24 protein-coding genes are annotated in these 24120 nt (G+C 67.8%); 7 read left to right on the plus strand and 17 right to left on the minus strand.

Features of this window, described 5'->3' with window-relative positions; genetic code table 11:
• Window positions 1–27 precede the first annotated feature (27 nt).
• Together BMX32_RS14720 and BMX32_RS14725 are read left to right on the plus strand one after the other, a co-directional pair.
• Entirely contained in the window at window positions 28–1137 is a 1110-nt protein-coding gene (locus tag BMX32_RS14720; protein ID WP_089979857.1) for a sensor histidine kinase, read from the plus strand.
• Entirely contained in the window at window positions 1134–1919 is a 786-nt protein-coding gene (locus BMX32_RS14725; protein ID WP_089979858.1) for a LytR/AlgR family response regulator transcription factor, read from the plus strand. The genes BMX32_RS14720 and BMX32_RS14725 overlap by 4 nt, the downstream gene beginning before the upstream one ends.
• On the opposite strand, the gene BMX32_RS14730 is transcribed toward BMX32_RS14725, so the two are convergent.
• Window positions 1916–2746 carry a class I SAM-dependent methyltransferase gene (locus BMX32_RS14730; RefSeq protein WP_089979860.1) on the minus strand — a complete coding sequence of 277 codons (831 nt, stop codon included), beginning with the start codon at window positions 2744–2746 and terminating at the stop codon, window positions 1916–1918. The genes BMX32_RS14725 and BMX32_RS14730 overlap by 4 nt on opposite strands.
• A 94-nt stretch (window positions 2747–2840) precedes the next feature.
• The gene (locus tag BMX32_RS14735) at window positions 2841–3920 is read right to left on the minus strand and encodes an alpha/beta fold hydrolase (protein ID WP_244511538.1); all 1080 of its coding nucleotides are present in this window, start codon (window positions 3918–3920) and stop codon (window positions 2841–2843) included.
• Window positions 3921–4108: 188 nt separating this feature from the next.
• On the opposite strand from BMX32_RS14735, the gene BMX32_RS14740 reads away from it, so the two are divergent.
• On the plus strand, window positions 4109–4939 hold the full coding sequence (locus tag BMX32_RS14740) for an SAM-dependent methyltransferase (RefSeq protein WP_170843677.1): 831 nt from the start codon (window positions 4109–4111) through the stop codon (window positions 4937–4939).
• Between the two features lies 1 nt (window position 4940).
• Here the strand turns inward: BMX32_RS14740 and BMX32_RS14745 are convergent, their stop codons facing one another.
• The 5 genes from BMX32_RS14745 to BMX32_RS14765 form a co-directional block, all read right to left on the minus strand.
• Window positions 4941–5633, minus strand: a complete 693-nt coding sequence (locus BMX32_RS14745; protein ID WP_244511539.1) for a 4'-phosphopantetheinyl transferase family protein — start codon at window positions 5631–5633, stop codon at window positions 4941–4943.
• A gap of 86 nt (window positions 5634–5719) precedes the next feature.
• Window positions 5720–7936 (minus strand): TonB-dependent receptor, encoded by a 2217-nt coding sequence (locus tag BMX32_RS14750; RefSeq protein WP_089979864.1) that lies wholly within the window; start codon window positions 7934–7936, stop codon window positions 5720–5722.
• Window positions 7937–8093: 157 nt separating this feature from the next.
• The gene (locus BMX32_RS18705) at window positions 8094–8360 is read right to left on the minus strand and encodes a DUF3325 domain-containing protein (protein WP_244511568.1); all 267 of its coding nucleotides are present in this window, start codon (window positions 8358–8360) and stop codon (window positions 8094–8096) included.
• Window positions 8360–9913 (minus strand): PepSY-associated TM helix domain-containing protein, encoded by a 1554-nt coding sequence (locus BMX32_RS14760; RefSeq protein ID WP_089979867.1) that lies wholly within the window; start codon window positions 9911–9913, stop codon window positions 8360–8362. Before BMX32_RS14760 ends, BMX32_RS18705 begins: the two co-directional genes overlap by 1 nt.
• Entirely contained in the window at window positions 9910–10227 is a 318-nt protein-coding gene (locus tag BMX32_RS14765) for a hypothetical protein (RefSeq protein WP_089979869.1), read from the minus strand. Before BMX32_RS14765 ends, BMX32_RS14760 begins: the two co-directional genes overlap by 4 nt.
• Window positions 10228–10384: 157 nt before the next feature.
• Between BMX32_RS14765 and BMX32_RS14770 the strand changes: the two genes are divergently transcribed.
• On the plus strand, window positions 10385–10924 hold the full coding sequence (locus BMX32_RS14770; protein ID WP_089979871.1) for a YaeQ family protein: 540 nt from the start codon (window positions 10385–10387) through the stop codon (window positions 10922–10924).
• Window positions 10925–11097: 173 nt separating this feature from the next.
• Window positions 11098–12417: an epoxide hydrolase family protein gene (locus tag BMX32_RS14775; RefSeq protein WP_089979873.1), complete on the plus strand. Its 1320-nt coding sequence runs from the start codon at window positions 11098–11100 to the stop codon at window positions 12415–12417.
• Window positions 12418–12447: 30 nt separating this feature from the next.
• Here the strand turns inward: BMX32_RS14775 and BMX32_RS14780 are convergent, their stop codons facing one another.
• From BMX32_RS14780 to BMX32_RS14805, 6 genes are all read right to left on the minus strand, one after another.
• Complete coding sequence (locus tag BMX32_RS14780) at window positions 12448–12987, minus strand: DUF924 family protein (RefSeq protein WP_089980370.1); 540 nt, start codon at window positions 12985–12987, stop codon at window positions 12448–12450.
• A gap of 72 nt (window positions 12988–13059) precedes the next feature.
• Window positions 13060–13368 carry a hypothetical protein gene (locus BMX32_RS14785; protein WP_089979874.1) on the minus strand — a complete coding sequence of 103 codons (309 nt, stop codon included), beginning with the start codon at window positions 13366–13368 and terminating at the stop codon, window positions 13060–13062.
• A 42-nt stretch (window positions 13369–13410) separates the two neighbouring features.
• On the minus strand, window positions 13411–14115 hold the full coding sequence (locus BMX32_RS14790) for an MOSC domain-containing protein (protein ID WP_211664232.1): 705 nt from the start codon (window positions 14113–14115) through the stop codon (window positions 13411–13413).
• Window positions 14116–14246: 131 nt separating this feature from the next.
• Window positions 14247–15371: an FAD-dependent monooxygenase gene (locus BMX32_RS14795; RefSeq protein ID WP_089979876.1), complete on the minus strand. Its 1125-nt coding sequence runs from the start codon at window positions 15369–15371 to the stop codon at window positions 14247–14249.
• A gap of 99 nt (window positions 15372–15470) precedes the next feature.
• Entirely contained in the window at window positions 15471–16739 is a 1269-nt protein-coding gene (locus tag BMX32_RS14800; RefSeq protein WP_244511569.1) for a GGDEF domain-containing protein, read from the minus strand.
• 135 nt (window positions 16740–16874) lie between these two features.
• Window positions 16875–17672 carry an AraC family transcriptional regulator gene (locus BMX32_RS14805; protein WP_089979879.1) on the minus strand — a complete coding sequence of 266 codons (798 nt, stop codon included), beginning with the start codon at window positions 17670–17672 and terminating at the stop codon, window positions 16875–16877.
• 100 nt (window positions 17673–17772) lie between these two features.
• Here BMX32_RS14805 and BMX32_RS14810 point away from each other — a divergent pair, with 100 nt between their 5' ends.
• Window positions 17773–18996, plus strand: coding sequence for an MFS transporter (locus BMX32_RS14810; protein ID WP_244511540.1), 1224 nt, complete (start codon window positions 17773–17775; stop codon window positions 18994–18996).
• 31 nt (window positions 18997–19027) lie between these two features.
• Entirely contained in the window at window positions 19028–19567 is a 540-nt protein-coding gene (locus BMX32_RS14815; RefSeq protein WP_089979881.1) for a DUF488 domain-containing protein, read from the plus strand.
• Between the two features lie 24 nt (window positions 19568–19591).
• On the opposite strand, the gene BMX32_RS14820 is transcribed toward BMX32_RS14815, so the two are convergent.
• From BMX32_RS14820 to BMX32_RS14835, 4 genes are read right to left on the minus strand one after another with little or no spacing between them, the layout of a single operon-like run.
• Entirely contained in the window at window positions 19592–20071 is a 480-nt protein-coding gene (locus tag BMX32_RS14820; RefSeq protein ID WP_089979883.1) for a hypothetical protein, read from the minus strand.
• Window positions 20071–20412 (minus strand): DUF6152 family protein, encoded by a 342-nt coding sequence (locus tag BMX32_RS14825; protein WP_089979884.1) that lies wholly within the window; start codon window positions 20410–20412, stop codon window positions 20071–20073. The genes BMX32_RS14820 and BMX32_RS14825 overlap by 1 nt, the downstream gene beginning before the upstream one ends.
• A gap of 54 nt (window positions 20413–20466) precedes the next feature.
• Window positions 20467–22509, minus strand: coding sequence for a hybrid sensor histidine kinase/response regulator (locus BMX32_RS14830; protein WP_244511541.1), 2043 nt, complete (start codon window positions 22507–22509; stop codon window positions 20467–20469).
• Entirely contained in the window at window positions 22499–23995 is a 1497-nt protein-coding gene (locus BMX32_RS14835) for an ATPase domain-containing protein (protein ID WP_089979887.1), read from the minus strand. Before BMX32_RS14835 ends, BMX32_RS14830 begins: the two co-directional genes overlap by 11 nt.
• Window positions 23996–24120 lie beyond the last annotated feature (125 nt).

Raw genomic sequence — 24120 nt, forward strand, 5'->3', positions numbered from 1 at the left:
TGCCATGAAGCGGCCCGGAAGCATGCGATGAAGGTTCGGCTCGGCACGGCGGACATCGGTCTTGGGCGCTACCTCGCCCTCTGGACGGCCGTGGCGGTGCTGTTCGCATTCCAGCGGAACCTGCAGGCGAACCTTGGTGGCCCCGAGTTCGACACCATCGACTACCTCCGCTGGTCGATGATCCAGTGGTACACCTGGGCCGCGCTGGGTCCCCTCGTCTTCCGTCTCGCGGAACGCTATCCGATCCGTGGCGCGGTGCGGTTGCGCGGCCTCGGCATGCAACTGCCCGCGAGCATCGGCGTCACGATCCTGTCGCTGGTCATCGGCGCGTTCGTCTCCACGGCGTTCGAGCCGAGCTCGTTCGGCGAGCAGTTCCGGCAATTCATGGGGCAGCACTTCGCCACCGGGCTCCTTACGTACTGGGCGTTGTTCGCGATCCAGCAGGCCCTGGCATTCCACGCGGAAAAGACCCGCCGCGAGGTGGAAGCCAGCCAGCTGGCGGCCGAGCTCGCACAGTCGCGGCTGCGCGCGCTGAAATCGCAGTTGCAGCCGCACTTCCTCTTCAACACGTTGCACGCGATCTCGACCCTCCTGCGGGAAGACGCCGTCACGGCCGAAGACATGCTGTTGCGCCTGAGCGAGCTGCTGCGTGCCTTTCTCGAAGACTACGACGGACAGGAGATCTCGCTGCGCAAGGAACTCGTGCTGCTGGACCTTTACCTCGGCATCCAGCGCGTGCGGTTCAAGGACCGGCTGACGACACGGATCTACCTCGATCCGCGCACCATGGACTGCGCGGTGCCAAGCCTGATCCTGCAGCCCATCGTCGAGAACGCGATCCGCCACGGTATCGGCGAGCGGGTCGGCGCGGACCACATCGATATCGAGAGCCGCCGCGACGGCGACGATATCGTCATCGAGGTGCGCAACCGCAACAGCCGGCTGGAGGCGAACGCCTCGCCGGGCGGCCATGGCATCGGTCTGTCGAACACGGCGCTGCGCCTTCGCGAGCTGTACGGCGATGCCGCCTGGGTACGCCTCGACATGATCTGGCCCGAGGGCGTGGTGTGCCGGCTGCGGCTTCCGTATCGCGAGGCGGAAGACCTCGAAGACGCTCCCGAGATCGTCGGCGCATGAAGATCGCCACCCTGGTCGTGGACGACGAGCCGATCGCGCGGCACGCCGTCATCCGTCTGTTGCACGACGATCCCGATATCGAGCTGCTCGGGGAATGCGGCGATGGCCTTTCCGCGTCGCAGGCGATACGCGAGCGGTCGCCGGACCTCGTGTTTCTCGACATCCAGATGCCGGGCATCACCGGCATCGACGTCGTGGGTACCATCGGCGCGTCGCGCATGCCGGCTACGGTGTTCGTCACCGCGTACGAGCAGTACGCGGTGAGGGCCTTCGAAGCCAATGCGGTCGATTACCTCGTGAAACCTTTCAGCCGCGAACGATTCGCCGAGACGCTGCGGCGCGCGAAGGCGCGGCTCGGCACGCGCGTGTCCACGGGCGAAGGCGGCGCGGCCATCCAGCAGGTGCTCGACGCGCTGCGCCGGCGCGACGGTTACCTGGAACGCGTGCCGGTACGGATCGACGAGCAGGTGCAGTTCGTGGACGTGGGCGACATCGTGTGGATCAAGGCGAACCGCAACGTCGTCGAGCTGCATCTCGCCGATCGCGTGCACGAGCTCCGCGAGACGATGACGTCGCTCGCGGAACGGCTCGATCCGAAACAGTTCGCCCGCGTGCATCGTTCCGCCATCATCAACGTGCGACGCGTGCGGTCGATCCATCCGTGGTTCAACGGCCACCATGTCGTGACGATGGACACCGGGCAGAAACTCCGGATGAGTCGCTACCAGCAGGACGCCTTCATGAAGCTCGTCTCGACGAAACCCCTCAGGGACGCCGACTAGCGGCGGACGCCGAGCACGCCGTCCAGTGCGAGCTCCGCGCGGAAGCCTGCTTTTTCCAGGCGACGCGCGACTTCGCGCGGTACGTCGCGGCCACTCGTCAGCTTGTTCGGGCTGCCGGTGTAATGGAACAGGCGTCCGCCACGACGAAGCACGCGTGCGAGCTGGTCGTAGAACGCCTGGGAATACAGTTCGCCCGCGATGCCGAAGCGCGGTGGGTCGTGTAGCAGGGCATCGACGGAGGCATCGGCGACGCGTGCGATCGCCATGGACACGTCGTCGTGATCGAAAGCGAAACGGTCCGGGGTGACGGCCGGATCCGGCGACCAGGGGTTGAGCGTGCGAAGCCACATCACATCGGCGTTCTTCTCGAACGACTGGATATGGCCGACACCGGCGTCGAGGCAGCACGCGGCGAAGTAGCCGAGGCCGCCGCAGGTGTCGAGGACGCGCTTGCCGCGCGGCTCGACCAGCGCCACCTTGCGACGCGCGTCGTCGACGGGCGATTCCTTCGACGTCGGCAGCATCTTGATGCCGTCGATCTCGAAGGTGGGCGCACCCCACGGTGTCGGTACCAGCTTGATGAGCGAGCCCGAGAATCGCGAGACGGGCGCGAATTCATCGCCATCCCAGTAGTAGATCGTGCGGTCCTTGAGCTTGCCCGGGTACGGGTAATCGTGACCGCGCCACTGCCATGATTCCGGCGCCAGCATCGCCTCGCCGGTGGAACGGCCCAGGTCGAGCGAGCCCGTCCAACGTCCCGCGTCGCGAGCGGCCACGAGCGCGTCGGCGACGTCGCGCGTGAGCAGGGGGCCAGTGTAGTGCGTCACGGTGGACCTCGATACCGCGGGAAGGAGCGGCACAAAGGACCGTATGGTATCTCGGGCGGGAGCCAGCCTGCTGGCTGGCTCCCGCCAGGGGCGATCAGAACGTGTCGACGTCGATCACGGCCTTGGCGAACGCCTCCGGCGCTTCCTGCGGCAGGTTGTGGCCGATGCCGCCCGTGATGGTGCGGTGCTCGTACCTGCCCGAGAAGCGCTTGGCGTACTGCGACGGATCCGGATGCGGCGCGCCATTCTCGTCGCCCTCCAGCGTGATCGTGGGCACCGTGATCGTCGGGCCCGCGGCCAGCTTCGCCTCGAGCGCGTCGTATTTCGGCTCGCCCTTGGCAAGGTCCAGGCGCCAGCGATAGTTGTGGATGGTGATGGCGACGTGGTCCGGATTCTCGAACGCCTTTGCGGAACGATCGAACGTGGCGTCGTCGAACTGCCACTTCGGCGAAGCGAGCTGCCAGATCAGCTTCGCGAAATCGTGCGTGTTCTGGCGGTAACCCGCCTCGCCACGCGCGGTGGCGAAGTAGAACTGGTACCACCATTGGAGCTCGGCCTTCGGCGGCAGCGGCTTGACGTTGCCTGCCTGGCTACCGATGAGGTAGCCGCTGACGGAAACGAGGCCCTTGACCCGCTCGGGCCACAACGCCGCGAGGATGTCCGCCGTGCGTGCGCCCCAGTCGTAACCGGCGACGATGGCCTTGTCGATCTTCAGCGCGTCCATCATCGCCAGCGTGTCGGTGGCCAGCGCGGCCTGCTGGGCATTGCGTGGCGTATCCGCGGACAGGAAACGCGTGGCGCCGTAGCCGCGCAGGAACGGCACGATGACGCGGTAACCCTTCGCGGCCAGTATCGGGGCGACGTCGACGTAGCTGTAGATGTCGTACGGCCAGCCGTGCAGCAGGATCACCACCGGACCCTTCGCCGGACCGTCCTCGGCGTAGGCGATCTCCAGCACATCGGTCTTCACGGTCTTCATCCGCGTGAAGGACGTGCGGCCGGCGGGCGCCGCGGACGGCTTCGCCGCCTGGCCGGCGGCCTCGACCGGCGACGCGGTCGCGGCCATCCCGATGCCGAAGGATGCCAGCGCGAGCGCCATGGCACTGGTGCCGACGAACTGTCGCCGTTGGATGTCGAATGTGTCCGTCACGATGGTGTCTCCCGTTGGATTCATGCGCCAGCGGCGCCTCGGGTCCCACTGTAGGCGGGGCGCGTATCCGCTAATTGCACGGAATGCCGCGCGATTGAAACGCTCTGTATCACCCGAAGGCCCCGATACGTTCCGTTACATTTTCGTCCGGAAGGACGCTCCGGTGCCGATCGATCACGCGTGCGGCGGTGCGATGTCCTAGTATCGGGCCGATGAACACGACCGACCCACACGCGACCCCGCCCCGTGGCTACCTCTCCTGCGTGGGCATGGGCATGACGCTCGGCTCGCACCTGACGCCGTTGGCGCGCAGCCATATCCAGAAGGCCGACGTGGTTTTCGCCGCCGTGTCCGACGCGCTGGTGGAAGCATGGGTGCGCACCCTTCATCCGGACGTCCGCAGCCTGCAGCCCTATTACCGCGAGGGCCGCTCGCGCATGCACACCTACCGCGAATGGGTGGCGCTGCTGATGGGCGAGGTGCGTGCCGGCCGGCGGGTGTGCGGCGTCTTCTACGGCCATCCGGGCATCTTCGCCTGGTCGCCGCACAAGGCCATCGCCATGGCGCGGGCGGAGGGTTTCGATGCGCACATGGAGCCGGGCATCTCGGCCGAGGATTGCCTCTACGCCGACCTCGGCATCGATCCGGGCCGATTCGGCTGCCAGCACCTCGAAGCGAGCCAGCTCGTGTTTTTCGAACGGCGCATCGACACCGGCGGGTACCTCGTCCTGTGGCAGGCCGGGGCCGTTGGCGACCGTACGATGACGCGCTTCGAGACCGGTGCCGCCTATCGCCAGGTGCTGGTGGACGTGCTTCTGGAGGACTATCCGCCGGAACACGAGATCGTCGTGTACCGCGCGCCGACGCTGCCGGTGCAGTCGCCACGCATCCGGCGCGCGCTGCTCACCGATCTGGCCACGATGCCGCTCACGGCCGAGGAAACCGTCGTGTTGCCGCCGGCCAGCACGCTGAAGCCGAACGCCCGCGTGGCGGCGCGATTGACGGCGCTCGACGCCGCCGCCGGATTTCCGGGCGACGCCTGATTCACCAGGCGCAGCTGGTCAGTACCGTCCGCTCGTCGAGGCGCATCCAGGGGAGCACGAAGCGGCGACCGGCCCCGATGTCGCCGGCGAGCGTCGCGACCACCTCGGCTTCCAGGTGAGCGGCGCCCGGTGGCGCCTCCACGATGCGCAGGGCGTCGAAGTCGAAGAACCGACCGACCGTGGCCGCCGTCGCCTTGTAGAAGCTCTCCTTGGCCGAGAAGGCGACGGCCATCGCGACGGGCCAGCCGTGCAGCGCGGCGAACGGTGAGAGGCGGTCTTCCTCCGCGGCGTCGAGCACCAGCTCGCGAACGGATCCGAGCACGTCGTCCGCGATCTCGCGTTCGACATCGAGCCCGATCCCCGTGTAGCCCGCATCCGTGGGGAGCGCGGTAGCGACCGCGATGTCGTCGGTGTGCGACACGCTGCCGATGAACCCGGTGGGCCAGCGCGGCGCGCGATCCATGCCGATCGGAACATCGCTGGCATCGCTGCCGACGGCGTGCAGGGCGGCGAGGGCGGCACGGCGCCCGGCGAGATATTCCGCCTGGCGTTTCGGCACGCTGCGCCGGACGCCGTCGGGCGGGGCGATGCCGTGCAGCGCGAAATCGCCGGGATGGAACACGCCCGTATCGAACGGGAGGACGAACGCCTCCGGCACGACGGGACCTGCGTGGGAAAGAGCGACCCTGCGCATCGATACTGTGTGTTCCGGTCCGTGCATCCGACGCCCCTGCGCGAGGATGGACGGAAGGATACGCCTTCCGTCCGGCGCGCGTGGCGTCAGAGGTCGAACGACGCCGAGACGTAGAACGTGCGCGGATTGCCCTGGGTCAGGTACCCGCCGTTGGCGGAGGCCCAGTAGCCCTTGTTGGCGACGTTCTGCACCGTGAGGCGGAACGTGACCGGCACCCCCTCGAGGCGGGCGGTGGTGCGCGCGCCGACGTCGTAGGTGGTCCAGGCAGGCACCTTGAGATCGTTGGCGTTGTCGAGGTACTGCTTGCCCGTGCGAACGGCGCGGGCACTCAGCGTGATGTCCGGCGTATGCGGCACGTCCCATTCCACGCCTGCGTTCGCCTGGAAGCGCGGCACGCCGATCGCGTCCTTGCCATCGGTCAGCCCCGACTGCGTCTTCACCTGTTCGGGGCGTACGTAGTTCACGCCACCCAGCAGGCGAACGCCATCCACCGGCTGGCCGAACACGTTCCACTCGACGCCGCGGTTGCGCTGCTCGCCATCCACCACGTACGTGTTGGACGCGGCATCGACGTACGCGCTCGGCTGCTTGATCTGGAACAGGGCGAGCGTGCTGCCGACGGTGCCGGCATCCCACTTCACACCGACTTCGTTCTGCTTGCTCTTGTAGGGCGCGAACACCTGACCCGCGTTGGTCACCGGACGATTGTTGAACGTGAGCGGCGCCTGCCCACCCTGCGAGAGCGCTTCGATATGGTTGGCATAGACCGACCACTGATCGGCGAAGCGATAGTTCACACCGACGATCGGACTGGTGGCGTACTGCTCGTATTCCGAGTTCTTCGCACCGTCGATGCCGTTCACGGCATAGGCATAGCCGAGCGTGTGAAGCTTCTGTCGCCGCGCGCCCAGCGTCACTTCGAGCATGTCGCCCATGAACCCGATGGTGTCGGACACCGCGACGCTGCGCAGCTGCGTGCGTCCGGTGATGCCCGGATCGCTGATCGGGCCCACGTTATAGGCGAAGTCCGGCACCGGCACGTACGTGGGTGCGTAGATGTTCGTGGCGATCGGCGCGAGCGAGCCGGCGTAGGCGGCCTTCTTGCGAAAGGTGAGGGCGGAAAAGCCCACGTTGACGCGGTGGGTGACGTCGCCGGTCTCGAAGCGGGCGTTGAATCCGGCTTCGCCCGTGGCGGTGTCCGCGATGTACGGGACGGTGAAGCGCGTCTCGGTGGCGGCACCGTCGACATCGCGCAGCGTCGGGCTGACGTAGTCGCCGAATTCGTTGCCGTGATGCGCACCGGCGGCCACGTAGCCCGTGATCCACGGCGCGAAGTCGTACTCGGCACGCACCACGCCAAAGGTGTCTTCCAGCGACGACGTGGACCAAGGCTGCGCGTAGTTCGTCTTCGCGGACGGGGCACGTGGGATCGCCGTGAGACCGCTCGCATACACGACGGCACGTCCGCCCGTGATCACCTGCTTCTGGTAGCCGACGTCGGTCGTCACGCGCAGGTTCTCGCCACGGTAGTCGAATGCGACCGAGGCGGCCGTGACGCGGCGCTGCTCGCCGTCGACGGCGGTACCGCCGTCGCGGTGCACGGCGTTCACGCGGATACCGAAGGCCTTGTCCGCGCCGAAGCGGCGGCCCACATCGACACTGCCACCGACCTGGCTGTCGCTGCCCCAGTCGAGACCCACGCGCGTGACCGGATCGTTCTCGGCACGCTTGGGCGCGATGTTGATGTTGCCGCCGATCCCCGAGCCGCCGGGGCTGATGCCGTTGAGGAACGCGCTCGCACCCTTGAACACCTCGACGCGGCTGATCAGTTCGGGTGCGAGCAGCTGCCGGGGCAGCAGGCCGTACAAGCCGTCGAACGCGATGTCGTCGCTGTAGATCTGGAAGCCGCGGATCGTGAAGACCTGCGAGAAGTTTCCGAAGCCGTTGCCAACGCGCACGGCGGGATCGTTGCTCACGACGTCGCCGAGGCTGCGGGCCTGCTGGTTGCGGATCAGCGTATCGGTGTAGCTGGTGATCGCGAACGGTACGTTCATGGCGTCCTGGTTGCCGAGCACGCCGAAGCGGCCGCCACGTGCCACCTGGCCGCCCGCGTAGGCCGCTGTGGGAGCGGCGACGCTCGCGTCCACCTGCACGCCGGACAGTGTCGTCGTGTTCTCGCGCAGCTTCTGCGGATCCGTGGTTTCCGCGTCCGTGGCGTGCGTGGCGGAGGCGAAGACCATGGCGACGATGGCGGCGCGGACGGAGACGGGAAGGGTGCGGTGACGACGGTTTGCGGCGGGCATGGGACCTTTTCCTCCGGATGGGTAACCCGGAATGCGAATGTAAATGAGAACCGGTCGCAAGTATGACGCAATCTTAACGTGCTGCCTAGCAGCGCACGGTTGCCATACGGGCCCTTGGCGCGACGGCTCTCGCGTATTGCCTGGGGCTTCCGCTCTCTCAGCGCCGCGAGAACCAGGTCGTCCACAGGGCGACCAACACCGCGGCGAGGCTGAGCATGCCTGCCCAGTAGACGGCGCCCATCGCGGCACCGTCGCGGGCGATCGCCAGGGCGAACGACGACGCCAGCGCGGTCCAGCCGAAGGCCTTGCACAGTGCGCTCCGCATGGGGGACAGCACCCGGCCCAGCACGTCGCGCTGATGCCTCGACATGCCGAGGCAAAGGCCCATGAAGCCGACGATGGCGATCGGAAGGCAGAGGACCATCACGCGACCGCTTCCTTCCCGCGGCGGGTGGCGTGGCGCGTGGCGGCCGGCCGACGGTGGACGGTCCATGCCGCCCATCCGAACGCGGCCGCCGTGACCAGCATGCACGCGTCGAAGGCGACGAATACGAGGTCGCCGGCCAGCAGGCTGCGCAACATGCCGCGATCGGTCGTGGCGGCGTCGACCAGCGGCACGGCGAGAAAGGCGGTGGCGGCGATAGCCAGCGCCTCGACCCATGCCCGGCGCGGTGGGCGTAGGAACACGTAGAGCATCACGCCCCCCCAGCCGATGAAGAGCCAGTGGGCCTCCCACGCCACGCGGGCCGGTATCCCCGTGGGCAGGAGGCGGTTGGCGATGAAGTACACCGCGATACCGCAGGGCAGTCCGGAGATCGTGGCGATGTTCAGTTTCTCGACAAGACGGAAACCGACATGGGGACGCAAGGGATCGGGAAGTTGTTGCCGACGCTTCGCGGTCCAGAGCACGAGTCCCGTCGCCACCATCGCGGAACCCATGACGCCGCTGAAGAAGTACAACCAGCGCAGCGCGAGTGGCGCGAAGCGGCCCGCATGCAGGCCGACCATCACGCTTTCGGTCTGTGAAGCGCCGCCCTTGACGGGGGGCAGCCGACGCATGGCGCCCGTCGCCGCGTCGAACGAGAGCGTCTCGCCGCGCGTGCCCATCGCCGCGCCGGTATCCTGCGTGATCTTCACCACGGCGTGGGCGTCGCCGGGCAGGGCGATGGCGATGAATCCCGGCTCGGCACCCTGCCAGTGTTCGCGGGCCTGACGGATCATGTCGGAAAGCGACGCCATCGGCGCCTCGATGCCCGAACGCTTCGGCGGTTCGCCGGCGCCCAGATGATCGCGGTAGTAGTCGGCCGGGTGCTCGTACGCGGCGGGGATCCCCCACGGCATGTACTGCGACATCAGCGTCACGAGACCCGTGTACGTGATCATGAAATGGAACGGGAGCGCGAGCACGGCGGTGAGGTTGTGCGCGTCGAGCCACGAACGCTGGCCCTTGCCGAAGCGCATCGTGAAGAAATCGGCGAAGATCTTCTTGTGCGTGATCACGCCGCTGACGATCGCCACCAGCATGAACATCGCGGCGAGACCGACGGCCCATCGTCCCCAGAGCACCGGCACGTAATGCAGATCGAAATGCAGGCGATAGAGCAACCAGCCGCCCGTGGTGTCGCGCGCATCCACCTTCCTGCCCTGGCCGTCGACCATGAAGGCGTGGTCGCGCCACTGGCGAAACGTCTCGCCTTTTTCCTTCCAGTAACCCATGGCCGCGACCGAACGCTCGTTGGGCAGCTGGATCGTCCACGACTCCGCACCCTGCGCATGGGTCTTCATGTAGGCGAGCGCGCCCTCGGCGGACGCGTCGAGGTTTCGCTCGCCCGCGATCTCCGGCTGCATCCAGCGGGTGATCTCGTCCTGGAAATACGCCGTGGTGCCGGTCACGAACACGGCGAACAGCAACCAGCCGAAGAGCAGGCCCACCCACGTATGCAGCCACGCCATCGACTGGCGAAGTCCTTCCTTCACGCGCCCACTCCGTGTATCGACAGGTACAGGGCGATGGCAGGCGGCACGCAGATCACCGCCAGCCACATCCAGGCGCGCTTCGCGGTGCCCACGGCGAACGCCATGATCGCGACGCACGCGTAGATCGCGAACGACGAGAGCATGCCGGTCATCACGGCTTCCACGCGGGCGATCGGCAGCCATCGTGCCATCGCGGCGGTATACAGCGCCGCGGAGAGATAGCCGCCGATCAGCGCGACCAGCGCGCGCGACGTGATGGCGAAGCTGGCGGAGCGCAGCGTCGGCTTCGGCGGTTGGGAGCGGTCGCGGAACATGGATGGAGCCCCTGGGCGGTGCAGGACAGGCGTAGCGCCGGCTGGAGAAAGGACGACGTGGCTTGCGAGGGGCTGGCTGGTCGAAGGCGGGAATTCTACAGCAGTCGGACGCGTGGTGTACGCTGCGCGGCCAGGAACAGACGCGAAGCAACCACGCATGGCTCTCAAATCCACGGTGTTCAAGGTCGAGCTGCAGATCAGCGACATGGATCGGCACTACTACCAGACCCACGCACTCACCATCGCGCGGCATCCGTCGGAAACCGATGAGCGGATGATGGCGCGCGTGCTCGCGTTCGCGCTGAACGCCGACGACGCGCTGGCCTTCGGCAAAGGTCTTAGCGCGGACGACGAGCCCGATCTCTGGCGCAAGGAACTCACCGGCGAGGTGGACCTCTGGATCGAACTGGGTCAGCCGGACGAGCCGGCCATCCGCCGCGCGGCCGGGCGCGCGCGACGCGTCGTCATCTACACCTATAGCGGACGGAGCGCCGACGTATGGTGGAAGAAGACGGCCCCGGCGGTGGCACGCACGAAGAACGTCACGGTGGTCGACATCGATCAGGGCACGGTCGAGGCGCTGGCGGCACTCACCGAGCGGACGATGCAGATGCAGTTCATCGTGCAGGACGGCCATGCGCAGGCCATCGTCGGTGACACGATCGTGCCGATCGAACTCCACTTTCTTGCCGCCTGACCGGATTTCGCCAAGACGGGACGCACGAGTCCTGCAAGACGCTGAAGCTCATCCCTCCTGATACTCCACGGCGAGCACGGTCCGGTCAGGGATGGGCGGATGCCACGCAGCATGGATCTCATTCGCCGATCGGGGCCCGCCCAGGCGGCGCAGGCCCGTGGAGGGTTACGCCCATGTCTTCAGCTTTCGCGTCATCGATCCGCTGGCAGGTCATCTCCGCATCGATCCTCGTCGGTGCCGTCGCGCTCGTCGCGGCGCCCTCCATCGACGCGACTTCCCCGGCCGCCGACGCCCGCCCGGCCACGGCCGACGATACGTCGATCCGGCCGTTCCCGGCATTCCACGCCACCGACGAGCAGCTTGCCGACCTGAAACGTCGCATCGCCGCCACGCGGTGGCCCACGAAGGAACTCGTGAACGACACGACGCAGGGCGTGCAGCTCGCGACCATGAAGAAGCTCGCCGAGTACTGGCAGTCGGGTTACGACTGGCGCAAGGTCGAGGCGCGACTGAACGCGCTGCCGCAGTTCGTGACGACGATCGACGGGGTGGACATCCACTTCATCCACGTCCGGTCGAAGAACAAGAACGCACTGCCGATCATCATCACGCACGGGTGGCCCGGTTCGGTCATCGAGCAGATGAAGATCGTCGATGGCCTGGCGAATCCGACCGCGCACGGCGGCAAGGCGTCCGACGCCTTCGATGTGGTGATCCCGTCGCTTCCCGGCTACGGCCTCTCGGGCAAGCCCGAAGCGACGGGCTGGGACCCGCAGCACATCGCACGCGCGTGGACCACGTTGATGGGACGCCTCGGTTACAAGAAGTTCGTCGCGGCCGGCGGCGACTGGGGCGATGCCGTGACCGAGCAGATGGCCGTGCAGGCACCGCCCGGACTGCTGGCGATCAACAGCAACATGTCGGCGACCATTCCCGACGACATCGCGAAGCTGCTCGCGGCCGGCGCGCCGGCGCCCGCCGGACTCGGGCCCGAGGAACAGCTGGCTTATTCGCAGCTCGACGACTTCTACAAGCATGGTCTGGGCTATGCGCAGGAAATGACCAACCGGCCGCAGACGCTGTATGCGCTGGAGGATTCGCCGATCGGCCTCGCGGCATGGATGCTCGATCACGACATCCGCAGCTACAAGATGATCGTGCGCATCTTCGACGGCGGCAAGGAAGGCCTGTCGCGCGACGACATCCTCGACAACGTGACGTTCTACTGGTTGACGGAAACCGCGGTGTCGTCGGCACGCCTGTACTGGGAGAACAAGCTCAACTTCTTCGAGCCGAAGCACATCAGGATACCCGTCGCGGTCAGCGTGTTCCCCGACGAAATCTACGCGGCGCCGGAAAGCTGGGCGAAGAAGGCGTTCCCCAACCTGATCCACTACAACCGCTTGCCCAAGGGCGGTCACTTCGCCGCTTGGGAACAGCCGGCGTTCTACGTGACCGAGATGCGCGATTCGTTCCGCACCCTGCGCAAGTGACGGAAAAGGCGGGATGGCCGTCGGTGACGGCTATCCCGCGAACCCGCCCGCGTCGAGGAACGCCTGCTCCCCGGGGGTCGTGGCGCGCCCGAGTTCGCGATTGCGATGCGGAAAGCGACCGAACCGGGCGATGACGTCGCGGTGGGTGCGCGCGTAGGAAAGGAACGCGCCGCCGAGGGATTCGAACAGCCGCAGCGACTCGTCCTGATCCGCCATGTCTTCCGAATGCTCGAACGGCAGATAGCAGAACGCGCGAAGGTCGTGCTCGAGCTCCCGATCGAATCCGCGTTCGAGCATATGACGCGCGACGAAGCGCGACAGCGGATCCGTGGCGTACATGTGCGCGGTGCCGCGAAACGCGTTGCGCGGAAACTGGTCGAGCAGGATCAGGAGTGCGAGGCAGCCGTTGGCGCTGTCGAGCCAGGCATCGAGTTCGCGTCGGGCGGCCGCCATGTGCGCGCCGAGGAAATGCACATGGAACACGGCATCGAAGGCGGGATCGCTGCTGAACCAACGTTCGTAACCCGCATCGCGCCAGAACGACACGACACGCTCGGGCGTCTCGGGCATGGGGAGCGTCGATGCGGTCGTGGACATGCGGCTTTCCTCGGCGGATGTCTGTGGATCATACCTTTCGGACGGCTATGGGAGCGGATGCTCGTCGAGCCACGACATCGCGAACGCGTCGAGCGGCACCTTCGCGGGCACGGCCAATCCGTGCACCTCGACGAACCGCCGCGCCGCGAGCACGAACGCCTGCTTCGCACGCGCCGCCGCGATGCGCGCCGAAGCCTGGCGCTGCCGGAGTTGCACGATGTGCGGCGACGGCTGCCCGGGCTTCGCGAACTTCTGGTAGCGACGTAACTCGTCCGCCACCATCGCGGTGTCGCGTGCGGCCAGGTCGACGGCGTCGCGTGCGGTGCGGAGGTGGGCCAGCGCGTCGTCCGTCATGGAGCATGCCTGCGAGAGAGGGTGCCCATGGTAGCGGGACGATCAGCGCGCGTCGTCCTTCTTGCCCTGCAGGCGATCCGTCCAGTCCTCGACGGTGCGCGATTCGAGACGACGGCGGGCATGACGTCGCCAGGCATCGGCGAGGGTCGGCAGTCCCGCCATGGCCGCGAGCGCCTCGTAGTCCAGTCGGTCGATGTAGAACACGCGCCAGAGCCGGCCGATCGTCCATTCCGGTGTTTCCCGGTGCACCAGCCGCAACGCGTCGTCCGGTGCGACCTCGCCTTCCTCGAGCACGCGGTAGTACCAGCCAGTGCGCCCCGATTGCTGCACGCGCGACGCCATGTCCTTCACGCCGAACCGGGCATTGAGCTTCCAGCACGGTTGCCGCCCCTGGCTCACCTGCACCAGCGCGGAGCCGAGTCGGAACACGTCGCCGACCGCGACGTCACTCTCCAGGAGTCCCGACGTCGACAGGTTCTCGCCGAACGCGCCCGGGCTGGCCAGCAGCGCGATGTCGCCCAGCTCGGAACCCCAGCTCGCGTAGTGGTCGCGCGGGTAGTGATGGATCGCCTTCTCGGGGCCGCCGTGGTGCTTCAGGTCGCCCTGCGCGTCGCCGCTCAGGCCCGTGAACGTGACGCGCAGCACCGCGTCGACCGGTCGCTTGTCGATACCGCTGAGCGCACCCGCGTCGCCCAGGGGCGCCACGGCCCCGGTCATGGCCCTGCCGATGGGATAGGAAAGATTCATGCGTGGATCATCGCTCCCGGTGTGCCTCCTCGTCCACGGCGTCGTTGGCCGGGCGACGCGCGTTCGCATCGCCGGGTCGATGCTCCGCGAACGCAAGCCGGCCGGCCTCATGAGCGCCGTGAGCGCAATGATCAGAGCGTCTTCAGCGGTCCGTACGTGCCCTCGTAGCTGCGCGGCGTGATGAACGGCATCAGCAGCGTGCGCAGAGCGTGGGGCAGGCGGGCCGCTTTCGAGAGGCGATCGGTCATCGCCTGAACGTGGGCGACGCGCGCCTGGCGCAGCTGCTCGAAGCGCGGGCCGATGCGCGTGTCGTCGTCGGCTTCCGCGACGACCTGCGCCAGCGCGATGGCGTCTTCCATCGCGAGCGCGGCGCCTTCGGCCCAGACCGGCGCGGTCGCGTGCGCCGCGTCGCCGACGAGGACGACGCGACCCTCGCTCCACGAGGCCATGCGGATTTCTTCGATCGGCGAGTGATAGATCCCTTCGGGATGCGCGAGCGCCCACGAAAGCGCCTTGCGCACGCGTTCCGGAAAATCGCGGAACGCCGCATCGAGGCGCTCGACATGGGAGCCGGAGGTATCGGGCGCGCTGAGCGACACCCATCCATAGACGGTCGTCTCGTCCACGGGAAGCAGCAGGATCATGCCCGCCTTGCCGGTCCAGACGGTCCACCCGTCGACGCCCGGATTCGGCGCCATGAACCGCCAGCTCTCGGACGCGAGGCGCGCGGCGACCGCGTGCGATGGGCCCATGACGGCGGCGCGCACCGTCGAGCGCACGCCGTCGGCGCCGACGAGCAGCCTGCCCGAGCGCTGCGATCCGTCGGCGAGCGTGACCTCCACGGCGGCGGCGTCCTGACGAACCGCTGTGATGGCCTGCGGCACGAGATCGCAGCTGCTTTCGAGTCCCGCGCCCAGCATGGCGACGAGATCCGCACGACGGATCGCACGCGGGCGCATCGCCTCGCCCCAGAACGCGTCTTCGTCGATCGCAGCGAGAAGACGATCGCCCGACGTGCGGTACTCGCGCTTGCGCACCGGATAGCCGAAACGGTCGATTCCGTTCGCGAGGCCGAGACGGTCGAGCGCCGCGATGGCGTTACCGGGGAGGTTGATGGCGAGGCCACCGTCTGCCGCGGCTGGCGAACGCTCGACGACCGTGGCGGCGATGCCTCGTCGATTCAGGGCCCGGGCGGTGGCGAGGCCGGCGATACCGCCGCCAGCGATGATGACGCGCTGCGAAGTCGTGGATGTCATGCGGGGAGGGGAGATGCGGGGGACTCCCGAGCATGCCCCAGCATGCGGTGCCGTGTATGCCTCGATTGGGGGTGGACTTGCGGTTATGCGAACGGGTCGTCAGCTCGCCGCGGGCGGGCGGAGTTGCGACACCGGGGACGCGCGCTTGCTCTCCTTGCTGCGGTAGAGCCTGCGATCGGCGGCCTCGATGAGGGAGGTGGCGTCGGAGCCGTCGTCGGGCGCCGCGGCCACGCCGATCGTGATGGCGGGGTGTGCCGATTCGCGGAGCGAGGCGTCGCCCACCACGCGGGCCATGCGCTGTGCGATGTTCGTCGCCTGCTCGAGCGACGTACCGGGCAGGACGACGAGGAATTCGTCGCCGCCGTACCGTCCCAGGCGATCGTGCTCGCGAAGCATCTGGCGCATGCGCTCAGAGACCCAGACGAGGGCGCGGTCGCCGGCACCATGGCCGAAGTGATCGTTGATCGCCTTGAAGTGGTCCAGATCGATGAGGAACAACGCGACCGGACCCTGCTCGCGGTGGTGCGCCGCGAGCGCGGACTCCAGCGCCGTCAGCACCCCGCGGCGGTTCAGTGTGCCGGTGAGCGCATCCTTCGATGCCTCGTTCAGCATGCTGCTGCGCGAGGCCTCCCAGTACGCGGCCATTTCATTGAATCGCTCGGCCAGCGCGGTCAGTTCGTCGTCGCCATGCACGGGGACGCGCACGCCCGACTCACCCTCGCCGAGTTTTCGCGCCGCGGCGCCGAGCTCGCGGACGGGATGGAGCAGTGACCGCAGGAACACGAAGAGCAGGGCGATCGAGACCAGCAGCGTGCCGGCCCACGCGGCGACGAGCCAGCGCAGCTGCCGATGCCGTTCTTCCACCGCACGGTGATAGCGGGCCTTCACGGCACCCGCCAGCTGCACCCGGGCCTTCGTGATGTCGGCGATGGCGAGTTCGAGTTCGCTGCGCGCCATCGCGGTGCCGGCATCGTTCGTGCGGCCGAGGCTGCGTACCTGTTCGACCAGCCGCTGCACCGACGGCCGTGCCGTGGTCCACGCCTGCTGGGCCTCGGTGACCGGCTGCAGCGTGAGATCGGTGCCGGCGGCACCGAGCTCCACCGCGGCGAACGATTTGTCGATGCTGTCCGTCAGCGCGGCGAAGTTGGGCACCGACTCGTGCGATTCCGCCTGCATCTCGTCGACGAGCGCACGCTGGAGGTAGTGCTCCAGCGTCGTCAGCGGCAGCAACGTGGAGATGGATTCCTCGACCGATTCGCGGAACTGCGTCTCCTGGTCGTTCAGCACGAGCGTGCTGACGATGCTGAGCGCGCCGAGCGGCAGCAGCAGCAACGCGAGCAACCATCCCATCCGCTGGCCGACCGACATCCTGCGCAAGCGGTGTTCCCACGACATCGTCCACCCCCGAGAACCCGCGTGCCGCGCGGTCGACCCGATAGTAATGGCGCGCCGTCGACGCCGCGTGCTCAGTCAGGGGCGAATCGTGCGAATTGCCGAAAACGCCTAGCTGGCCGCGGTCATCGTCTCGGCGAGGTATTTCGTGGGGGACTTTCCCAGCGCCTTGCGGAACATGGTGATGAACGCGCTGACCGACTCGTAGCCGAGATCGTCGGCGATGTCCTGCACCCGGCGGCCTTCGTACAGCGCTTTCAGCGCCACCATGATCTGCAGTTGCTGACGCCAGCGTCCGAACGACATGCCTGTCTCCCGCAGCACCATGCGCGTGAGCGTGCGTTCGCTGAGGGCGACCGAGGCGGCCCAGTCCGCCGCCGTGCGGCGGTCGGCGGGATGGGCCGCGAGCTGGTCCGCGATGCGTCGCAGGCGCGGATCCTCCGACAGCGGAAACCAGAGGCGCTCGACCTTCATGTGGGCGAGTTCCTCCAGCATCACACCGACGAGTCGTGCCGTGGCGTCGGCCTGGCCGTAGTCCTGCGGCAGCGTGGACAGACGCAGGATGAGCTCGCGAACGAGCGGGCTGAGCGACAGCGTGCAGCACTCGTCCGGCAGCGCCGCCGCCGCCGGCTCGACGCAGAGCAGGCACAGGTCGGTTCCCGCACTGGCACGCATGCGGTGCGGACGGCCGCCGGGCATCCAGACGCCCGAGCGCGGCGGCACGATCCACAGCCCGGAGGGCACCTCGCACATCACGTTGCCACGCAGCGCGAACACGAGCTGGCCCTTGCGATGGCTGTGCATCTCCACGTCTCGATCGTCGGCCGGCACCGCCGTGCGCAGGGCGATGGCCATCTGCGGCATGGCATCCAGATCGTTGTTGGCGCGCATCTGGGCGAGAACGGACATGACGTGACCGGATTTGACGATATGTTGGCAGAGTATCCAGATTCTCCCGGGCCGACCATCCGTACGCTGGCAGGTGTCCCAGCCTCGACGGATTCCTCCATTGAAAGCCCTCGCTCACGCATCGCATCGTCGCTGGCTCTTCGCCGGCATCCTGCTCATCGCCATGAACCTGCGCGCGCCGTTCACGAGCGTCGCGCCCCTCATCGACACCCTGAAGACGGTCTTCCGGCTGACCGCCGGCGAAGCCGGACTGCTCATCACCCTGCCGCTGTTGTCGTTCGCCGCGATTTCGCCGTTCGCCGCGGCCATCGCCCGCCGATGGGGCATCGAACGCGCGCTCTTCGGTGCCTTGCTGGTCATCGCGTCGGGCATCGCCCTGCGGTCGGCAGGCAGCGTGAGCACGCTCTATCTCGGCACCGTCGTGATCGGCTGCGGCATCGCCGTGGGAAACGTGCTGCTGCCGGGACTGCTTAAACGCGAGTATCCCGACAAGGTGGCGCCGCTCACCTCGGTCTATGTGCTGGCCATGGGGATCGCCGCGGCGACCGTCTCCGCCGTGGCCGTGCCGCTGTTCGCCGCGACGGGTGGCAGCTGGCGTCTCGTGACGGTGTCGGCGCTCTGGCTGCCCGTCCTCGCGGCCATCGTCTGGCTGCCGCGTCTGCGCACGCCTACCAAGGACACGCAGGCCGCGGGCCACGCCGGCCATGGCGGCGTCTGGCGTTCGGCGCTCGGGTGGCACGTCACCCTGTTCCTCGGGCTGGATTGCTTCCTGTATTACGTGGGGGTCGGCTGGCTGCCGGGCATCCTGCACGGCGCGGGATTCACCGAGGAGCAGGCCGGTTCGTTGCACGGCGTGCTGCTGCTCGCCACCGCGTTGCCGGGGCTACTGCTGATTCCGGTCGTGCCGCGCATGAAAGACCAACGAGCACTCGCGGCCGGCCTCGCCATGGCCATCGCGACGGGGCTTTTGGGCCTGCTGCTCGCCGCGAAGCTGGCGGTCGTCTGGATCCTCTGCTTCGGTTTCGGCGCAGGCGGCGGACTGATCCTCGCGTTGTCGTTCATCAGCCTGCGCACGCTGCACGCGCGTGACGCCGCGAGCCTCTCCGGCATGGCGCAGTGCCTGGGCTACCTGCTTGCCGCGGCGGGGCCGCCGCTGGTGGGCGCCATGCACGATCGCAGCGGGGCGTGGCAGGCGCCGCTGGGCCTGTGCGTGGCCCTGGCGGTAGGCATGGCGCTGGTAGGCACGCTGGCGGGCAGGGCGCGACGCATCGGGGAAGTCCCGGCGCCGGGTGCGGCGATCACGCGGCGTAACGCGGCATCATGAGAACGTGACGTGACCATCGGGAGAACCGCGCATGACGTTACCGCCGCTCTATGGCGTGGGGCATTCCAACCGCAGCATCGGCCAGTTCATCGAGGTGCTCGGCAGCGCAGGCATCGAGTGCCTCGTCGACATCCGTGCGTTTTCACGGTCGCGCACCAACCCGCAGTTCAATGGCGACGTGCTTCCGGCATCGCTGGACCGGGCCGGCATCGGATACGAGCACTTGCCGGGGCTGGGCGGGCGTCGGCGCAAATCCAGGGACGTGGATCCCGCCGTCAACGGTCACTGGCGCGTGGCAGGCTTCCATAACTACGCCGACTACGCGCTGTCCCCCGCGTTCAGGGAATCGTTCGAGGCGCTGCTGCGCATCAGTGTCGGGCGCCGGGCGGCGATGATGTGCTCCGAGATGCTCTGGTGGCGCTGCCACCGGCGCATCGTCGCCGACTACGCGCTGGCCGCGGGGCGCGCCGTGCACCATATCTTCGATGTCGGGCATGTGGAGTCCGCGGGATTCAACGACGGTGCCGTGGTGCACGACGACGGCAGCGTGACCTATCCGGCGCAAGGGTGAGGGGCGCACGAGCCGGCGATGTCGTCACACGTAAGCGAGCATCCGTCCGCAGCCGATCACGGCGAACCAGAGAGCGATCGACAGCGCGGCCTGCCATCGGGCGACGGCAGGAGCGCGGCGACCGGTGTTCCAGTCGACGACCGACCGGAAGACACCGACGTGGAACAGCAGCGCGTTGAAGCCCGCCGCCACGATGAGCATGAGCTTGAGCAGGAAGACGGGGTTGTGGAGGAACACCAGCGGCTGCGTGGAGAACATCAGCAATCCCGCCGGTACCACAAGGGCCACGCTGCCCAGCGACCACGGGAGCAGGTGCCGCGCGAGGACGGAGACCGGTAACGCCCGGCCCCAGCCGAGCACGCGAAGGTCGAACATCGTCACCGCCCCGACCAGGATGCAGAACCCGGCGATGTGCACCGTTTCGACGATCGGGTAGAGCCACGGGCTGTCGCGCATGGCCTGGGCGACCGGCGTGGACGCCAGCCAGGCGGCCACGCCGTCCATCAGCGAAGTTCCGTGGTCTTGTCCCCGATGGTGATGCGCTCGGCGCGCAGTTCACCGGCGTTCGTGCGGTGCGGATAGCCGTAGACCGTCGCGCGCTGGCCGGCCGCCAGCATGGCCTTCCCGAGACCGCGGCTTTCCATGCGCGAAGGCGGCGCGAGCACGACATCCCAGCTGCCGTCGGCGGTCTTGAGGTGGATCTGGCCGTGTGGCTGGGTGTAGGTCGACGACTCGATGGTGCCCGTGAGAGTCAGCGGACGGTTGGCATCGTAGTCGCTCCAGCCGTGGTGGGCGAGGGCGGAGGTGGCCGTCAGGGCGGCCAGGAGCAAGAAAGAGCGTTTCATGACGATCTCCCGCGGTGCTCGTGTCGGTGACGCGAACCATCCTGCCACAAGTGGCTAGTGCCGGCGCGCCTCGACCATCCGCGTGACGGCCTCGCTCAGGGCGGCGAGCGTGAACGGCTTCGCAATCATCTCCATGCCTTCGCCCAGGAATGCCGCCTGATTGGTGGCGTTGTTGGCGTAGCCGGTCATGAACAGCACCGGCAGGGCGGGACGATCCTGCCGCACCACGTCGGCCAGCTGCCGGCCGTTGAGACCCGGCAGGCCGACATCGGAAAGCAGAAGATCCACGCGTTCGAGCGACGCGAGCGTTTCCAGCGCGGCCTCGGCCGAGTCCGCGGTCACCACGTCGTAGGACAACTCGTGCAGCAATTCGGTGACCAGGGCGCGCACCTGGACGTCGTCGTCCACGACGAGGATGCGCTGACCGTTGCCGCCCGTGACGAGGCCTTCGACCGATGTGTGGTGCTGGCCGGCCATCGCGGGGGCGAGCGGCAGGTAAAGACGCACGGTGGTGCCGGTCCCGACGGCCGAGTCGATCCGGACGTGACCGTCCGACTGGTTGATGAAGCCATAGATCATCGACATGCCGAGCCCGGTGCCCTGACCGATCGGCTTGGTCGTGAAAAAGGGTTCGAAGACTCTTGCCAGCGTCGCGTCGTCCATGCCGACGCCGGAATCGCTCACGGTCATGACGACATAAGGCGACGGGTTCGCGGACGCCTCGTCCGGCAGGCAGTCGACCCCGGTTTCGACGAGAAGGCGACCGCCCTCCGGCATCGCGTCGCGCGCATTGATCGCCAGGTTCAGCAGCGCGCTTTCCAGCTGGTTCGCATCGACCATCGCCATGGGCAGGTCGGCGGCCGCGGCGATTGCCAGGCGTACGCGTTCACCGAGCGTGCGGGACAGCAGGTCTTCCATCGACCGGGCGAGCGACGAGACGTCGACCGGCTTCGGATCCAGCGACTGCCGCCGCGAGAAGGCCAGCAGTCGCTGGGTCAGGCCCGCGGCGCGCTGCGCCGACGTCGACGCGATATCGATCAGGCGCGGCAGGTGATCGGTCCGCCCCTCGTCGAGTCTCGTCCGCAGCAGCTCCATCGCCGCGAGGATGCCCGTGAGCATGTTGTTGAAGTCGTGCGCGATGCCGCCCGTCAGCTGGCCCACCGCTTCCATCTTGTGCGACTGGCGCAGCGCCGCCTCGCTCGCCTGGCGTGCGGCCATCTCGGCCTCCAGGGCGGCGGTGCGTTCGGCCACCCGGCGTTCCAGCAGCGCGGCCTGCTGTTGCGTGGTCTCGAGGGCGACCTTCCGCTCCGTGATGTCCGCGGCGAACACGTGGAATCCGTCCACGGCACCGCTGGCGTCGAAGCGCGGGATGTAGCGCACCTCGGCGTCGCGTCGTCCGCCGTCGCGCATCGGCCAGCGGACTTCGGTGCGGACGAACGTGCCGGTGAGCACACTTGCGATGTCGTGCCGGCGCGCGGCCCACATCTCGGGCCCCACGACGTCCTCCACGCGCCTTCCCACGACCTGAGCCACCGGCACGCCGAGCCACTCCTCGTAGGCGAGGTTCGCGAAGCGGTAGACGAGGCCGGCGTCGACGAAGGCGATCAGCACCGGCAGCGCATCGGCGATGAGGCGCAGCTCGGTTTCGCTCTCGCGCAACGCCGCTTCGCTTCGTTCGAGGCGGATCATCTGGTCGCGGATCACGAACTGCCGGAAACGGGTGCGCAGCGCGCTGTCGATGGCGCTCAGGAGCGACGCGGATGCGAGCGGACGCTCGATCTCCACCACGCTGGCGATCTCCGGCGGTAAAGGCGCCCGCAACACGCGCGCACGCGACGTCGGCGCGCGCAGCAGCACGAACGGAATATCCGACCATGCCGGTTGCGCGGCCAGCGCGCCGCAAAGGGACGACAGATCGCCTGCGAGGGCCTCGTCCGTGAGCACCACGGCACCGACGTCTTCGCCGATCGCACCCGCGAGCTGATCGATGGTCTCGTAGATCGCCGGGCGCAGGCCGTGCGCCGAGATCACCGAGGCGATGCTCGGCGCATCCTGCCCGAACGGTGCGACGATGCAGACGGCTCTGCTATTCGGCACCACGCTCTTCCAGCAGCGGTTCCTCGGAACCATCGAACTCGGGAATGCCGGTCAGGACACCGCGGAATTGCTCCAGCGGCATGCTGAGGCGCATGCCCTTGTTGTCGATGCGCAGCTCGCGAATGGTGTCTTCGTGGCCGCCGCCGCGATTCTTGATGATGCTGATGGCCTTGCGTATGCGGCCCCGTGCTTCGAAGAAGCGGAAGAGCACGATGGTGTCGGCCATGTAGGAGACTTCGAGCGACCCGGTGGTCATCGAGCCGACGAGCCCGTGCTGCGGATTGACGAGGAACGTGGTCACGCCTTTCTGGTTGAGGTACGACAGCAGTTCGTGCAGCTGCAGCAGCAGCTGCTTCTCCTGCGGCATCGAGGCGATGTAACCGTTGAGACTGTCGAGGACGAGGATCCGGCAATCGCGCTCTTCCACTGCGTGGCGCACGGCCCAGGCGAACTGGCCGGGCGAGATGTCGGCTGGGTCGACCTGCGTCAGTTCCAGCAAGCCGGAGTCGATGTAGGGCTGCAGGTCGTTGCCGAGGGCGCGGGCGCGGGTAAGCAGCGTGCCGATGCGTTCGTCGAACTCGAAGAAGCAGCAGCGCTCACCGCGGCGCAGCGCGGCGAGCACGTACTGGATCGTGACATTGGTCTTGCCCGTGCCGGCCGGCCCCGTCAGCAGCGTGCTCGTGCCGCGCAGCGGTCCGCCGTAAAGCAGGCCATCGAGTTCCTCGACACCGCTGGTCACCGGTTCGCCCGCGAACGGGGTGTGGTGGTCCGAGGCGATGAGTCGTGGATAGACCTCCAGCCCGCCCGTGACCAGCGCGATGTCGTGGAAGCCCGCGATGAAGTCGACGCCGCGCAGCTTCTGTACCTGCATGCGCCGTTTCGCGGCGCCGAAGTCGAGCGTGAACCGTTCCAGCGAAATCACGCCGTGACACAGGCTGTGCAGGTGTGCGTCGCGCTGCCCGCCTTCGTCGGTGAGGTCGTCGACGAGAATGACCGTCACATTGCGCGGCGCGAAGAACTGCTTCAGCGCGAGCACCTGTCGACGGTAGCGCAACGGATCCTGCGCGAGGAGGCGCAGCTCCGAGAGCGAGTCGAACACGACGCGGGCCGGGCGGCATCGCTCGACCTCGGCCTGGATCAAGCGAATGGTGCCGCCGAGTTCCATCTCCCAGGGATGCAGCACGGATTGCTGTCGCCCGTCGCCCAGCACCGATTCGGCGGCGGCGAGCTCGAACAGGTCGATGCCGTCCAGCGTCCAGCCATGCGACCCGGCGACCTCCGCCAGCTCGTCCGCCGTTTCGGAAAGGGTGATGTACAGGCAACGCTCACCCTGCCTGACGCCTTCCCTGAGATATTGCAGGGCCAGCGTGGTCTTGCCCGACCCGGGCTGTCCTTCGAGCAGGTAGAGCCTGTTGAGGGGCAGGCCCCCCTTCAGGATCACGTCCAGGCCGGGGATGCCGGTCCTGCTGCGCGACGGTGGCGCCATGACCGGTGCCTTCGTCTGTACGGCGGGCTGCCGCCCGAGTGGCGTGAATGGATTCAAGGCGCGCTCGTTTTGCGGGCAGCGGTTCGCCGCCTCAGGGAAAGACGGCGGCAACGCCGACGGCTAGC

This window comes from Luteibacter sp. UNCMF331Sha3.1 (assembly GCF_900109915.1).
In the GTDB taxonomy this organism is placed as follows: domain Bacteria; phylum Pseudomonadota; class Gammaproteobacteria; order Xanthomonadales; family Rhodanobacteraceae; genus Luteibacter.

Coding starts and splice junctions, on each gene's coding strand:
- BMX32_RS14775 (WP_089979873.1), top strand. CDS start 11,098: ATGTCTTCAGCTTTCGCGTCATCGATCCGCTGGCAGGTCATCTCCGCA.
- BMX32_RS14790 (WP_211664232.1), bottom strand. CDS start 14,115: ATGAATCTTTCCTATCCCATCGGCAGGGCCATGACCGGGGCCGTGGCG.
- BMX32_RS14820 (WP_089979883.1), bottom strand. CDS start 20,071: ATGGACGGCGTGGCCGCCTGGCTGGCGTCCACGCCGGTCGCCCAGGCC.
- BMX32_RS14765 (WP_089979869.1), bottom strand. CDS start 10,227: ATGTTCCGCGACCGCTCCCAACCGCCGAAGCCGACGCTGCGCTCCGCC.
- BMX32_RS14805 (WP_089979879.1), bottom strand. CDS start 17,672: ATGTCCGTTCTCGCCCAGATGCGCGCCAACAACGATCTGGATGCCATG.
- BMX32_RS14815 (WP_089979881.1), top strand. CDS start 19,028: ATGACGTTACCGCCGCTCTATGGCGTGGGGCATTCCAACCGCAGCATC.
- BMX32_RS14795 (WP_089979876.1), bottom strand. CDS start 15,371: ATGACATCCACGACTTCGCAGCGCGTCATCATCGCTGGCGGCGGTATC.
- BMX32_RS14750 (WP_089979864.1), bottom strand. CDS start 7,936: ATGCCCGCCGCAAACCGTCGTCACCGCACCCTTCCCGTCTCCGTCCGC.
- BMX32_RS14740 (WP_170843677.1), top strand. CDS start 4,109: ATGAACACGACCGACCCACACGCGACCCCGCCCCGTGGCTACCTCTCC.
- BMX32_RS14835 (WP_089979887.1), bottom strand. CDS start 23,995: ATGGCGCCACCGTCGCGCAGCAGGACCGGCATCCCCGGCCTGGACGTG.
- BMX32_RS14825 (WP_089979884.1), bottom strand. CDS start 20,412: ATGAAACGCTCTTTCTTGCTCCTGGCCGCCCTGACGGCCACCTCCGCC.
- BMX32_RS18705 (WP_244511568.1), bottom strand. CDS start 8,360: ATGGTCCTCTGCCTTCCGATCGCCATCGTCGGCTTCATGGGCCTTTGC.
- BMX32_RS14745 (WP_244511539.1), bottom strand. CDS start 5,633: ATGCGCAGGGTCGCTCTTTCCCACGCAGGTCCCGTCGTGCCGGAGGCG.
- BMX32_RS14735 (WP_244511538.1), bottom strand. CDS start 3,920: ATGAATCCAACGGGAGACACCATCGTGACGGACACATTCGACATCCAA.
- BMX32_RS14785 (WP_089979874.1), bottom strand. CDS start 13,368: ATGACGGACGACGCGCTGGCCCACCTCCGCACCGCACGCGACGCCGTC.
- BMX32_RS14720 (WP_089979857.1), top strand. CDS start 28: ATGAAGGTTCGGCTCGGCACGGCGGACATCGGTCTTGGGCGCTACCTC.
- BMX32_RS14780 (WP_089980370.1), bottom strand. CDS start 12,987: ATGCCCGAGACGCCCGAGCGTGTCGTGTCGTTCTGGCGCGATGCGGGT.
- BMX32_RS14800 (WP_244511569.1), bottom strand. CDS start 16,739: ATGTCGGTCGGCCAGCGGATGGGATGGTTGCTCGCGTTGCTGCTGCTG.
- BMX32_RS14770 (WP_089979871.1), top strand. CDS start 10,385: ATGGCTCTCAAATCCACGGTGTTCAAGGTCGAGCTGCAGATCAGCGAC.
- BMX32_RS14725 (WP_089979858.1), top strand. CDS start 1,134: ATGAAGATCGCCACCCTGGTCGTGGACGACGAGCCGATCGCGCGGCAC.